The sequence below is a fragment of the Rhizomicrobium sp. genome (genome assembly GCA_037200045.1).
GTDB lineage: Bacteria > Pseudomonadota > Alphaproteobacteria > Micropepsales > Micropepsaceae > Rhizomicrobium.
Window position 1 is genome coordinate 1,030,491 of sequence record JBBCHM010000002.1, and the last position, 12,952, is coordinate 1,043,442.

A 12,952-nucleotide genomic window follows, 5' to 3' on the forward strand; every position below is an offset into this window, starting at 1 on the left:
CTCGACGGCGCGCACGCGTCACTCTAGCAAAGGATATCCGCAATGGACGCCCGAAACACTGTCCGCACGCTCGAACGCGACACGATCGCGATGTTCGCGCCGTGGAACGAAATGATGAACCAGTCGCGCGTGTATTTCGAGAAGAGCCTCAGCGCGATGCGCGGCGAGACCATGGAATTGCTCACCAAGCTGCACGACCGCAACGGCGAGATTCTGGAGCAGTGCGCGAACCGGACCGATCTGGCGGCCCTCGCCTCGGCGCAGGAGAAGTGGTTCGCCGATTTCAGCCGCGACATGTTGGCGGCCTCGCGGCGCCTGCAGGAAACGACGCGGCATATCCTGGCGGAGAGCATCGAGAGCGTCGGGCAGAGCATGCGCAACGGGGCGCAGGCGGCGGCCGATGCCGGCGCGCACGCCGCCGAGGCGGTGCAGGCCGATGCGAAGGACGCCGAAGACGAAGCCGAGGATGCGTGGCACGGCAACGGCGCGGAGCCGTCGCATCCCGAGCACAACGCGTAGCTAGCGTTTGCGCAAGGGCGTGGGCGCCGGGCCGGTGTAGCGGGCGCGCGGGCGGATGAGCTTGCGGCTTTCGAGCTGCTCGCTCGCATGCGCCACCCAGCCGGCGAGGCGCGCCATCGCGAACAGCGTGGTCTCGCTGCCTTGCGGCATGCCGAGGGCGCGGCGCATCACGGCGAGCGCGTAATCGCAATTGGCGAAGCCGCCGGTGGCCTCCCTGATGCGCTCGGGGATCTCGACCGCGAGGCGCTTGTCGATGCCGGTCTTGATCAGCGCGCCGAGCAGCGAGACGGCGCGCGGATCGCCGCCCTGATAGACCATGTGGCCGAAGCCGGGGAAGCGCTCGCCCAGCGCCACGCGCTCGCGCACGATGGCGGCGATGTCGCCTTCGAGCAGCGTGTCGAGCAGCTTGGCCGCGAGCGGGCCGACGCCGCCATGGCGCGGCCCCTTCAGCGCGACCAGGCCGGCGATGATCGCGTCGTAAAGGCTGATGCCGGTCGAGGCGGCGCAGCGCACCGTGAATGTCGAGGCGTTCAGCTCATGATCCGCCAGAAGCACCAGCGCGCGGCGGATGAGATCCTCCGCGTGCTTATGCTTCGGCGCCCAGGCGCGGGCGATCTGCTTGTGCAGCGGCTCGGCGGACGGCTCGGCCTCGATCATCGCGGCGACGGCGAGGCGCAGGATGCGGGCGCCGGTGGCGGCGCGGCCCTCTGCGACCGAGTTGTAGGCGCGCGGATCGGCCTCGGCGGCCTGGGACAGCACGGCGACGGCGCGGTCGATCGGCGGCGCGCCGCGCGTCGCCGCCAGGATGGCGCGCATCGCGGGCGACACCACCGGCAGGTTCGTCTTGGCGAAGGGATCGGCGGATTTGGAGTCCCACAGCAGCGTGGCGCATTGCTCGAAGGTCGCGGTCTCGGCCAGCGCGGTGGCGCGCACGCCGCGATAGATCGGGCCCTCCACCGTGATGGTCGAGACGGCGCTGTCCATCACCGGCAGGTCGGCGGCTTTGAGGCCCTGGGTCTCCACCAGGGGCGCGCGGCGGTTCTTGAGGCCGCGCACGTCCTCGGCCCGGTAGCGGCGGCTGCGCGGGGTCTCGCCGGGCTCGGAGCGGATCAGGCCGCGGCTGACATAGGCGTAGAGCGTGGCCGGCGAGACCGCGAGTTCGGTCGCGGCGTCGCGGGCGGACAGATAGAGCGTGTCGCCCGAGCCATTCGAATTATTATTCATGTTGATCATGCTAATCAAGATTGATCAATACGTCCAGCCGACCGATCTTGTGTGCAACGCAACAAGGAAGGGACGGACATGACCCTGCAAAGCAGCAAATCCCCCATCGGGCTGGATGGCGTGGCGGCGGCGGAGACCGCGCTCAGCCATGTCGACGGGCAGAAGGGCGAGCTGATCATCGCCGGCGAGCGGGTCGCCGACCTCGCGGCCAAGTCGAGCTTCGAGGGCGTCACGGCGCGGCTGTGGACGGCGGCGACCGCCACGCCGATCAGCGAGGCCGAAGTGCGCGCGGCGCTCGGCGAGGCGCGGGTGCGCGCGTTCGGGCATGTCGGGCAGTTCCTCAGCGCGAGCGAGGGGCTGTCCATCGTCGACGGCATGCGGGCCGCGATCGCGACGCTGCGCGCCGAGCACGGGCTGACCCATGACGCGACCATCGTCGGCGCCCTGCCCGTCATCGTCGGCGCGCTGGTGCAGCGCGCCAAGGGCCAAGCGCCGTTCATTCCGAACGCCACGCTGAGCCATGCGGCCGACACGCTCTCCATGCTGCACGGCCGCGCGCCCAACGCGGCGGAGGCGGCGGCGCTCGACGCCTATTTCGTGACCGTGAGCGATCACGGGATGAACGCCTCGACCTTCACGGCGCGGGTGATCGCCTCGACCCAGGCTGATTTGTTCTGCGCCGTCACCGGCGGCTATTGCGCGCTGACCGGGCCTTTGCATGGCGGCGCGCCCGAGCCGGTGCTGGAGATGCTCGACGCCATCGGCACGCGCGAGCGGATCAAGCCGTGGATCGACGAGGCACTGGCGCGCGGCGAGCGGCTGATGGGCTTCGGCCACCGCGTCTACAAGGTGCGCGATCCGCGCGCCGACGTGCTGAAGACGGCGATGGCGAAGCTGGCGAACAATTCCGTCGATCTGCCCTTCGCGGCCGAGGTCGAGGCCTATGCGCGCGAGGCGCTCAGGCGGAAGAAGCCGGATCATCCGCTCGACACCAATGTCGAGTTCTTCACCGCGATCCTGCTCGACGCGCTGGCGATCCCGCGCCAGGCGTTCACGCCGATCTTCGCGGTCGCGCGGGCGGCGGGCTGGACCGCGCATGCCCGCGAACAGCAGCGGCGTGGGCGGCTGCTGCGGCCGAGTTCGGCCTATATTGGGGAGATGCCGGCGTAGCGCGATTTTCGCAGGCGGCCCAAAGGGTTGGAGCACTTTCGGCAAGATAATTGTTTTCGAGGTCGCGCGCGCCGCCGACCTTTCCAGATCATGGACGCGCACGGGACTTGTCCACGCGGCAGGGCGCGCGCATGCGCTTGCGCAGCCGCCTAACGGCCGGCGCATGATGGCGTGAAGTGCCCGGTTTTGCGGGCGCGGCGGAAGCTGTTTTCCTTTCATGCGATGATTCTACCGCCGGCGCGCGGGGTGTTGAATAAGACGTTTCCTCCCCCGCGTTTGCGGGGGAGGTGCCGAGCGAGCACTTCGCGAGCGAGGCGGAGGGGGCCAGCTGCGACAGCGGAGCGCGTGGCGCCCCCTCCGTCTCGCCCGAAGTGGGCGAGCCACCTCCCCCGCAAACGCGGGGGAGGAAAGAAGAGGACGACGATGCAGACCCATCAAGGCTCCTGTCATTGCGGGCGGGTGCGGTTCGAGGTCGAGGCGGAGCTCGACCATGTGCGGGTCTGCGACTGCTCGATCTGCCGGCGGCGCGGGGCGCTGCTGCATCGCGTGGCGCCGGAGCGGATACGGTTCCTGACGCCGCTGGACGCGCTTGCGACCTATACGTTCAACACGCACACGGCGCGGGACTATTTCTGCCCGACCTGCGGGATCCTGCCGTTCCGCCGCCCGCGCACGGCGCCCGGCGAATGGAGCGTCAATGTGCGATGCCTGGACGGCGTCGATCTCGATGCGATCCCGGTGAAGCGGGTGCATGGGAGCAAGCTGTCGTAGTGCACCCACTATCAACGCAACAAGCTGTCATGGCCCGCGACCAGGAACGCGGACACTTTTCGCGCTCATTGCGCTTGCGGCCTGTGGCGTGTGCTTCTTGTTGCTTGTAGCGATATTCTTAGCTCCGTAGCCGCAGGCTGAGAATTTTCAATCTGAGACACAACCCAAACCACAAGTAGACAAAACAAGAACGCAGCGCGATAACCGCGGAATGAAAACCCGCTTCCTCGCCGTCGCGCACTGGTCGCGCGCGCTGTTTCACCAGCACCAGGACGCCCTGCTCGTCGCGGGGCGGGTCGGGGTTTCGGCGGTGCTGGCTTATCTCATCGCGTCGCTGCAGCACGTGCCGGAGACCTATTGGCCGGTGATGTCCGCCGTCATCGTCGCGCGCGGCGGGGCCAAGGGCGCGGGCGGGTCGGCGACGGACCGGCTGGTCGGCACGCTCGCCGGCGCCGCCGTCGGACTGGCCGCGTCGTTCCTGCACCGCTTCGGATTGCCGGAATGGGCGCTGCTGTTCGTCGCCATGGCGCCGATGGCGTTCCTGTCGGCGGACAATTCGGCGTTCCGCGCCGCCCCCATGGCGGCGATGATCGTGCTGTCGGCCACGGCGAGCGGCAAGACCGGCGCGTTCGGGCTCGGCGTCGCGGCGCTGCGCGTGCTGGATGTCGGGATGGGGACGCTGGCGGCGCTGTTCGTCTCCTATGTCGTGCTGCCGTCCAACGCGATGAAAAGCCTGCGCAAGAACGCCGCCGCGCTGATGATGCCGCTGGCCAATCTACTCGCGCTCGGGATGCGGCCGGAGGACGCGGACGCGCAGGACAAGTTCAAGCGGCTGAACGCCAAAACGCGGCGCGAGATGCGCGAGCTCGTCATCGCGGCGCGGCAGATCAAGCCAAAACGCGGTGGTCCAGACTCTGGGCGCGACCTCGCCGAGACGCTGCCCAACCAGTTCACCGGCGCGCTGACGCGCTCGCACGGCACCATCGTGTTCATCGGACGCGCGCTCGCCGGCGCGCCGCTGCCCGAGGGCGTGACGGCGGCGTTGCGCCCGTTCCTGCGTGATGCGCGGGCGCGACTGGGCGCGATCCATCACCTCCTGGCGGAGGGCGCGCCGGCTGGCGCGGGCGCCGAGCTGGCGGCGAGCATCGACGCGGCGGTGGCGCGGATCGAGCAGGCGACGATCGATCCGGCAGCGCATCTGGAGGCCCTGCCCTTCCTGATGCAGACGCTGCGCGACGATTTGAACGACCTGGCGGCGACGGCCGGCGCGATCAGCGGGCCGCCGAAGGCGCGCGGCGCGGAAGCGGCGGCGACGGTGGTGGCGGAAGGGTAGAGAAGTTTCGGTGCACGCGGAGCCGCGGAGAACGCGGAGCGGTGATTTGCCTCCGCGTTCTCCGCGGCTCCGCGTGAAAACGTTTTTTGCGCTTCGCGCGAAAAAAACTGTCATCCGCCGCGAGTTCGTAGCGACAGCGTGCGAACGGCGGACCCAGGTGATCCAATATCCGCCAGCGCGGAATTTGCGCGAGCCCACACTTTCAACATCGTGCAGAATTCAACTGGGTGGCCCGCATTCGCGGGCCATGACAGCTCGTTTTGTTGCAACGCTCGCGCTCGCCGGGGATCACAGCGTAGATGCTATCCCTACTCCACCACCCGCGAGTCCAATGGCGGCTCGAGCGGCGGGGGTTCGTGGCCGGTGATGCCTCCGCCGTGGCGCAACAACGAATGGCGATAGCCGTAGAAGATGTAGATCAGCGCACCGACAATGGCGTAGCCGACCAGGATGTAGAGCGCGATCGGATCGTGCGGCGCGTCGTAGCTCGGCGTAGGCGCGCCGGGCGGCAGGGGACTCAGCAGGCCGAACAATTCGCCGATCAGGTCCTTGCCCACCGCGGCGCCGGTGATGTCGAGCAGGATCGGGCCCATCATGAACACGATGCAGAAGAACACGCCCAGGATCGGCGTCCAGGGATAGAACGGCACCTTGAAGGGGCGCGGGATGTTGGGCTCGGCCTTGCGCAGATAGATCACGGTGGCGCAGACGATGGCGAAGGCCAGCGCGGTGCCGAGGCTGACGAGATTGCCCATCACGTCCAGCGGCAGAACGGCGGCCGCCACCGCGATCACGCCGCCGAGCAGGATCGTGCCCGCCGCCGGCGTCTTGAAGCGCGGATTGACGTGGCCGAACAGCCGCATCAACAACCCGTCCTTCGCCATCTGGTAGAAGACGCGGGTCTGCGCGTAGCACAGCACCAGCATCACCGAGGACAGGCCGGTGAAGGCGCCGATCTTGATGATGAAGGAGAACAGGTTGAGCTGATGGTTGTCCGTCAGCGGCCAAGCGATGATCGCCCAGGACGGGTTCATCTTGTCCACCGCCACCGCGATGGGATCGGGAACGTTCAGGGTGCGGAACGGCACCACGCCGGTCAACACCGCGGCGACCGCCATGTAGATGATCGTGCAGATCACCAGCGAGCCCAGGATGCCGACGGGCAGGTCGCGCTGCGGGTTCTTCGCCTCGCCGGCCGCGGTCGAGACCGCCTCGAAGCCGACATAGGCGAAGAACACATAGGAGGCGGCGCGCAATATGCCGGCCCAGCCGTAGTGGAAGCTGCCCTCGTTCTTCGGGATGAAGGGATGCCAGTTGGCGGGATCGAAATACTGGATGCCGATCAGGATGAAGGCGATCAGCACGGTGACCTTGATCACCACGATGACGTTGTTGATGCGGGCGGATTCGCGGATGCCGATGCAGAGCAGCGCGGTGACGGCCAGGATGCCGATGGCGCCGACGATGTTGATCGCGCCGGTGACTTGAAGGGCGCCATGCGCGGCGGGGTTCTTCGGGTCGGGGACGAGATACTGCATCGTCGAATGCGAAACGCTGTCGCCGATATGGATGCCGAAATCGTGCGCGAGGCTGACGACGTAACCCGTCCAGCCGGCGGCGACGGTCGAGGCCGAGATGCCGTATTCCAGCAGCAGGAGCCAGCCCATCGTCCACGCGAAAACCTCGCCCAGCGTGACGTAGGAATAGGTGTAGGCGGAGCCGGAGACCGGCATGGTCGAGGCCAGCTCGGCATAGCACAGGCCCGCGAAGGCGCAGGCGAGGCCGGAGATGACGAAGGCGTAGATGACGCTCGGCCCCGCCATGGTCGCGGCGGCGTGGCCGGTGAGCACGAAGATACCGGCGCCGATGATGCAGCCGATGCCGAGCGTGACGAGGTTGAACGGGCCCAGGGTGCGGCGGAGCTCGCCGGAGGAAAACTCGCTCACGACATGCGAAACAGGCTTTCGCATGAAAATGCCCGCCATTGCGCTGGTCCCCCACCAAAACAAAAGATGTCATGCCCCGCGACTGCGGGGCACCCAGTTGATGCTCGCTCCGTCGGTGCAGGGTTTCACCTGGGTCCGCCGCATTCGCGGCGGATGACACCGATTGGGGTGAACTTCTGAATCGAGACAGTAGAGGGCACATCCCCACCCGGCAAGCGGCGCACATGGCGAAAATGATGGCGGAACGGGCATTTGGCGTGCAAAAGGAGGCCACGAAACGGAGCGGCCATGACCTATCGTTCCCTGCGCGACTTCATCGCCAAGCTCGAAGCTCGGGGCGAATTGGTGCGCGTGCGCGAGAAGGTCTCGACCGTGCTGGAGATGACCGAGATCCAAACGCGGCTGATCGCGCAAAGCGGGCCGGCGGTGATCTTCGAGAAGCCGGTGAAGGCGGACGGCACGCCGAGCGAGATGCCGGTGCTGGTCAACCTGTTCGGCACGGTCCGGCGCGTCGCGATGGGCGTGACGATGGACGGCAAGGAGCGCACCGACGCGCTGGCGCTGCGCGAGGTCGGCGAGGTGCTCGCCACCTTGCGCCAGCCGCAGCCGCCGCGCTCGTTCGGCGAGGCGTTCGAGCTTCTGCCTCTTGCCAAGACGATCCTGGCGATGAAGCCCAAGAGCGTGTCGCGCGCGCCGGTGCAGGAGGTGGTGCTGCGCGGCGATCAGATCGATCTCGGCCGGCTGCCGGTGCAGACCTGCTGGCCGGGCGAGCCGGCGCCGCTGATCACCTGGCCGCTGGTGGTGACCAAGGGGCCGGGCGAGGCGCGCGAGGACAATTACAATCTCGGCATCTATCGCATGCAGGTGCTGAACAAGAGCCAGACGATCATGCGCTGGCTGAAGCATCGCGGCGGGGCGCAGCATCATCAGCGCTGGGCCAAGGAGAAGACGCGGCCCCTGCCAGCCGCCGTGGTGCTGGGCGCCGATCCGGGCACGATCCTGGCGGCGGTGACGCCGATCCCCGAGACGCTGTCGGAATACCAGTTCGCGGGCCTGTTGCGCGGCCAGCGCGTCGAGCTGGTCGATTGCGTGAGCCAGCCGCTGAAAGTGCCGGCGGAGGCGGAGATCGTGCTCGAAGGCGAGGTGTCGCTGACCGACTATCGCGACGAAGGGCCCTATGGCGATCACACCGGCTACTACAATTCGGTGGAGCAGTTTCCGGTCTTCACCGTCACCGCGATCACGATGCGGCGCGATCCGATCTATCTGTCGACCTATACCGGGCGGCCGCCGGACGAGCCGAGCGTCCTGGGCGAGGCGCTGAACGAAGTTTTCGTGCCGCTGCTGAAACAGCAGTTTCCGGAGATCGTGGATTTCTGGCTGCCGCCCGAAGGCTGTTCCTATCGCATCGCCGTCGTCGCGATGAAGAAGGCTTATCCGGGACACGCCAAGCGCGTGATGATGGCGGTGTGGTCCTATCTGCGCCAGTTCATGTACACGAAATGGGTCATCGTGGTGGACGACGACATCGACGCGCGCGACTGGAAGGACGTGATGTGGGCGATCTCGACGCGGATGGATCCGGCGCGCGACGTCACGCTGATCGAGCATACGCCGATCGACTATCTCGACTTCGCCTCGCCCCAGAGCGGGCTGGGCTCCAAGATCGGGCTGGATGCGACCAACAAGCTGCCGCCCGAGACCAAGCGCGAATGGGGCCGCAAGATCGCGATGGACGCGGACGTCGTGCGCACGGTGACCGAGAAATGGCCGCGCCTCGGGCTGCCCGGCGCGGGCAAGCCGGTCTGGCGGTAGTCTTGTCTTGCAATCGCATGCGAGCCCGACCTGTCCTCGGGAATTGCGACAGTTGCACGTCAATGCCGCCTGTCGCGCGTGCAAAACTTTATCTTCGGCCGGCGCGACGAACCCGCGAAACGCTGGCGAGCCGACCGGTCTTGCGCTAAATTTGCACGAGACTCTTCGGGGGACACGAAGATGAGCAAAGCGTCAATATTGGCCGCTGGCGTGTTCGCGCTCATCCTTCAGGCGACGGGCGCACTCGCCGACGACTGCACGCCCAAGCTGCTGAGTTCGCTGCCGCTGATCGCCGAGCCGGACGGCCGCTATGCCATCGAGGTCGCCGTCAACGGCGCGCCGCACCGCATCCTGCTCGCGACCACCGACATCCACACCATGTTCTTCCAGGATTTCACCGAGAACGCCGGGATGCGCCAGCACGAGTTGCCGGAGCGCAAATTCTTCTACGGGTTCGGCGGCAAGGCCGTCGGCTACACGGTGGCGGACACGGTCTCCATCGCGGGCAACACCGCCAATGCGGTGCAGGCGCTGGTGATCAAGAGCGGATACCGTCCGGACGGCGCGGTGGTGGGAACGCTCGGCGCCGACCTGTTGTCGAATTTCGACGTGGACATCGATTTCACGGCGGGCAGGCTCAGCCTCTACGCCAACAATCCCTGCGACGGAAAGCCGGTCTACTGGTCGAAGACCTATACCGACCTCGCCTTCGAGGGCGACACGGGCTTCGCGGTTCCGATGTCGCTGGACGGCAAGACGGTCGCGGTCGCCATCGATCCGCTGGTGCCGCACTCGGCCATGCGCTTCGACGTCGCCAATCAATTGTTCGGGCTGGACGAGAAATCGCCGGGCATCGAGGAGGCCGGAACGGGGGAGGACGGCCATGCGCGCTATCGCTATGCCTTCGGCGCGCTCAGCAGCGACGGCGTGTCGATCGCCCGGCCCGTCGTCGTGCTGCACGGCCTGCCGCAAGGCGAGCCCTGCGACGGCAAGCGCCGCGGCCGCAGCGGACCCGTGCAGGGCATGACGGCCTACCGGACCTGCCACAGCGACGGCGACATGCAGGTGGGTATGCTCGACCTGAAGGCGACGCATCTGTACATGGCGTACAAGGCGCGGCGGGTCTATTTCAGCGTGGCGTCGAATTAAGCTGTTTGATTTAAGCGGATCCAGCAAGCAAATCCGTCATCGCCCGCTTCATGCGGGCGATCCAATTTGGCGGCGAGAAAAAAATGGGTTGCCCGGACGAGCCGGGCAATGACGACTTTTATAAATGCAACTTCTGCCTGATAGATATCCGGCTCGGGTTCCCCCGCCCCGCGCTTGACCGTGTCGGCCACTTCTCTACTTATGGCGCGGACAAGCAGGATTGCCCATGGACGACCCCTTTTCCTCGCCCGTCGCGATGGTCGCGTTCTACGCCGCGATCAACGCCCTCATCATGCTGGTGCTCGGCCTGCTGGTGTCGCGGGCGCGGATGAAGACCCGCACCGAGATCGGTGACAGCGACGATCCGAGACTGCTGGGGCCGCTGCGGGCCCACGCCAACAACACCGAAACCGTGCCGATGGCGATCATCCTCCTGATCCTGCTGCTCGGCCTGCAGGCGAATGTCTGGATCATCCACGCGGTCGGCGGCACGCTGACGCTGGGCCGGCTGCTGCATGCCTTCGGCATCTCGCGCAATGTCGGCGCTTCCGCGCCGCGTCTTCTCGGCATGATCCTGACCTGGATCTCCTATATTGTTGCCATCGCGGTCACGCTCTGGCTCGCGCTGATCGGAAACTGACACCATGGCGAAGATCGACCCCAAGGACATCCTCGAAACCCTGATCCGCGGCGCGAAGGCGGCCGGCGCCGACGCCGCCGACGCGATGATCGTGGAGAACGTCGCGGCCAGCGTGTCCTATCGCCTCGGCAAGCTGGAGGACGTGGAACGCGCCGAGAGCCAGGACATGGGCCTGCGCGTCTTCGTCGGCCAGAAGGTCGCGTTCGTCTCGTCGACCGATTTCACGAAGGATTCGCTGGCGCAGCTTCCCGGCCGCGCGGTGGCGATGGCCAAGCTCGCGCCGGAGGACAAGTTCGCGGGGCTGGCGCCGAAGGACCGGCTGGCGACGGAATTTCCCGATCTCGACCTCGAGGACAAAAACGAGCCGCCGGCGGAGACGCTGGTGGAATGGGCCCGCTCGGCCGAGGGCGCCGCGATGGCGGTCAAAGGCGTCACCAATTCGGAAGGCGGCGGCGCCAGCTTCAGCCGCACCGGCATCGCGCTGGCGACCAGCGACGGGTTCTTCGGCCGCTATGCCGGCACGTCGTCCGGTGTCGGGGTTTCCGTCGTGGCCGGCGAAGGCACCGCCATGGAGCGCGACTACGATCACGCCAGCGCGCGCCATGCCGCCGACCTGACGGGCGCGCAGGAAATCGGCCGCAGCGCCGGCGAGCGCGCCGTCAAGCGGCTCAGCCCGCGCAAGGTGAAATCGCAAACCGTGCCGATCGTTTATGATCCGCGCGTTTCCGGTGGCTTGGTCGGCCATTTCGTGGGCGCGATCTCGGGCAGCTCCATCGCGCGCGGCGTGAGCTTCCTCAAAGAGATGATGGGCAAGCAGATCTTCGCGCCCTATATCAACATCATCGACGATCCGCACCGGCCGCGCGGCTTGCGCTCCAAGCCGTTCGACGGCGAAGGCGTGGCGAACCGGCGCTGGGCGCTGATCGAGGATGGCGTGCTGCAGACCTGGCTGCTGGAAAGCGCGAGCGCGCGCCAGCTCGGCCTGCAGACGACGGGACACGCGGCGCGCGGCACCGGCGGGCCGCCCTCCCCCGCGCCGACCAATCTCTACATGGAGGCCGGAACGCTGACGCCCGCGGCGCTGATAAGCGACATCAAGCAGGGCTTCTACGTCACCGAGCTGATCGGCATGGGCGTCAACGGCGTCACCGGCGACTACAGCCGCGGCGCGGCGGGGTTCTGGATCGAGAACGGCGAACTGGCGTTTCCGGTGTCGGAGATCACCATCGCCGGAAACCTGAAGGACATGTTCCGCGAGATGACGCCGGCCGACGACCTGGAATTCAAGCACGGCACCAACGCGCCGACCGTGCGCATCGAGGGCATGACACTTGCCGGAGCCTGACGACCTCCTGGCGCTGCTGGAAGCGAGCGTGCGGGACGCGGGCATAATCGCGCGGCGCTTTTTCGGCGGCGAATTCAAGCGCTGGGACAAGAGCAAGGGCAATCCCGTCACCGAGGCCGATATCGAGATCGATACCTTCCTGAAGAAGACCCTGCGCGCGGCGCGACCGTCGTTCGGCTGGCTGTCGGAGGAGACCGAGGACGATTCGGCCCGGCTGGCCACGACATCGCAATTCGTGGTCGATCCGATCGACGGCACCATCGCCTTCATGAAGGGCCGGCCCCATTTCACCATCTGCGCCGGGATCGTGACCGGCGGCGCGCCCGTCGCCGGGGCGGTCTACAATCCGATCCTGGAGGAGTGCTTCACCGCGCGCAGCGGCGCCGGCGCCTTCCTGAACGGGGCGGCGATCCATGTCAGCGACCGCGCCGAACTCGAAGGCTGCCGCATGCTGACCGACAAGGCGATGCTCGCCCATCCGGCCTGGGACAAGCCGCCCAGCCGGCCCTGGCCGCCGATGCATGTCGAGACCCGCAATTCCATCGCCTATCGCATGGCGCTGGTGGCCGCGGGCCAGTTCGACGCCGCCCTGGCCCTCTCCAGCAAGCGCGACTGGGACCTGGCGGCGGCGCAGATCGTGGTTACCGAGGCCGGCGGCGTCGTGACCACCCACACCGGCGCCAAGCTGGACTATAATCGTTCCAGCACGATTCACCCCTCGCTGGTGGTCGCGGGGCCGAGACTGCATGCCGAACTGCTGGCGCGGGTGGCGCATCTGGAGCTGCCGCGCGGATAGGAGATGCCTGTGACCGATCATGCCCCCACGCAATTGCTGCACCTTGTGTTCGGCGGCGAACTGACCGCGCCGCACAGCATGGAGTTCAAGGACCTCTCCAAGCTCGATCTCGTCGGCATGTATCCGAACTATGCCGAGGCCTACAAAGCCTGGCGCGGCAAGGCGCAGGCCACGGTGGACAATGCCCAGATGCGCTATTTTGTCGTGCACATCCATCGCCTGATGGAACCGGACGCGCCCTGAC

General features: G+C 67.1%; 13 protein-coding genes. 10 read left to right on the top strand and 3 right to left on the bottom strand.

What is annotated here, in order from left to right:
- Nucleotides 1-42 precede the first annotated feature (42 nt).
- Nucleotides 43-519, top strand: coding sequence for a hypothetical protein (locus WDM86_20155; GenBank protein ID MEI9992336.1), 477 nt, complete (start codon nt 43-45; stop codon nt 517-519).
- Here the strand turns inward: WDM86_20155 and WDM86_20160 are convergent, their stop codons facing one another.
- Nucleotides 520-1,743, bottom strand: coding sequence for a citrate synthase family protein (locus WDM86_20160; GenBank protein ID MEI9992337.1), 1,224 nt, complete (start codon nt 1,741-1,743; stop codon nt 520-522).
- 78 nt (nt 1,744-1,821) lie between these two features.
- On the opposite strand from WDM86_20160, the gene WDM86_20165 reads away from it, so the two are divergent.
- The 3 genes from WDM86_20165 to WDM86_20175 all read left to right on the top strand — a co-directional run bounded on the left by WDM86_20165 (nt 1,822) and on the right by WDM86_20175 (nt 5,017).
- Nucleotides 1,822-2,913, top strand: coding sequence for a citrate synthase/methylcitrate synthase (locus WDM86_20165; protein ID MEI9992338.1), 1,092 nt, complete (start codon nt 1,822-1,824; stop codon nt 2,911-2,913).
- Nucleotides 2,914-3,336: 423 nt separating this feature from the next.
- On the top strand, nt 3,337-3,684 hold the full coding sequence (locus WDM86_20170; GenBank protein ID MEI9992339.1) for a GFA family protein: 348 nt from the start codon (nt 3,337-3,339) through the stop codon (nt 3,682-3,684).
- Between the two features lie 211 nt (nt 3,685-3,895).
- Nucleotides 3,896-5,017: an FUSC family protein gene (locus WDM86_20175; protein ID MEI9992340.1), complete on the top strand. Its 1,122-nt coding sequence runs from the start codon at nt 3,896-3,898 to the stop codon at nt 5,015-5,017.
- Between the two features lie 308 nt (nt 5,018-5,325).
- Here the strand turns inward: WDM86_20175 and WDM86_20180 are convergent, their stop codons facing one another.
- Nucleotides 5,326-6,987, bottom strand: coding sequence for an amino acid permease (locus WDM86_20180; GenBank protein MEI9992341.1), 1,662 nt, complete (start codon nt 6,985-6,987; stop codon nt 5,326-5,328).
- A gap of 264 nt (nt 6,988-7,251) precedes the next feature.
- On the opposite strand from WDM86_20180, the gene WDM86_20185 reads away from it, so the two are divergent.
- Together WDM86_20185 and WDM86_20190 are read left to right on the top strand one after the other, a co-directional pair.
- Nucleotides 7,252-8,778 carry a UbiD family decarboxylase gene (locus WDM86_20185; GenBank protein MEI9992342.1) on the top strand — a complete coding sequence of 509 codons (1,527 nt, stop codon included), beginning with the start codon at nt 7,252-7,254 and terminating at the stop codon, nt 8,776-8,778.
- A 180-nt stretch (nt 8,779-8,958) separates the two neighbouring features.
- The gene (locus tag WDM86_20190; GenBank protein MEI9992343.1) at nt 8,959-9,927 is read left to right on the top strand and encodes a hypothetical protein; all 969 of its coding nucleotides are present in this window, start codon (nt 8,959-8,961) and stop codon (nt 9,925-9,927) included.
- Here the strand turns inward: WDM86_20190 and WDM86_20195 are convergent.
- On the bottom strand, nt 9,924-10,118 hold the full coding sequence (locus tag WDM86_20195; protein MEI9992344.1) for a hypothetical protein: 195 nt from the start codon (nt 10,116-10,118) through the stop codon (nt 9,924-9,926). The genes WDM86_20190 and WDM86_20195 overlap by 4 nt on opposite strands.
- Nucleotides 10,119-10,153: 35 nt before the next feature.
- Between WDM86_20195 and WDM86_20200 the strand changes: the two genes are divergently transcribed.
- The 4 genes from WDM86_20200 to WDM86_20215 are packed head-to-tail and all read left to right on the top strand — an operon-like array spanning nt 10,154 to nt 12,951.
- Nucleotides 10,154-10,567 (top strand): MAPEG family protein, encoded by a 414-nt coding sequence (locus WDM86_20200; GenBank protein ID MEI9992345.1) that lies wholly within the window; start codon nt 10,154-10,156, stop codon nt 10,565-10,567.
- Between the two features lie 4 nt (nt 10,568-10,571).
- A complete protein-coding gene (locus WDM86_20205; GenBank protein MEI9992346.1) occupies nt 10,572-11,912 on the top strand; it encodes a TldD/PmbA family protein in 1,341 nt (446 codons plus the stop codon).
- Nucleotides 11,899-12,708, top strand: coding sequence for a 3'(2'),5'-bisphosphate nucleotidase CysQ (locus WDM86_20210; protein MEI9992347.1), 810 nt, complete (start codon nt 11,899-11,901; stop codon nt 12,706-12,708). The genes WDM86_20205 and WDM86_20210 overlap by 14 nt, the downstream gene beginning before the upstream one ends.
- Nucleotides 12,709-12,717: 9 nt before the next feature.
- Nucleotides 12,718-12,951 (top strand): DUF4170 domain-containing protein, encoded by a 234-nt coding sequence (locus WDM86_20215; GenBank protein ID MEI9992348.1) that lies wholly within the window; start codon nt 12,718-12,720, stop codon nt 12,949-12,951.
- Nucleotide 12,952 lies beyond the last annotated feature (1 nt).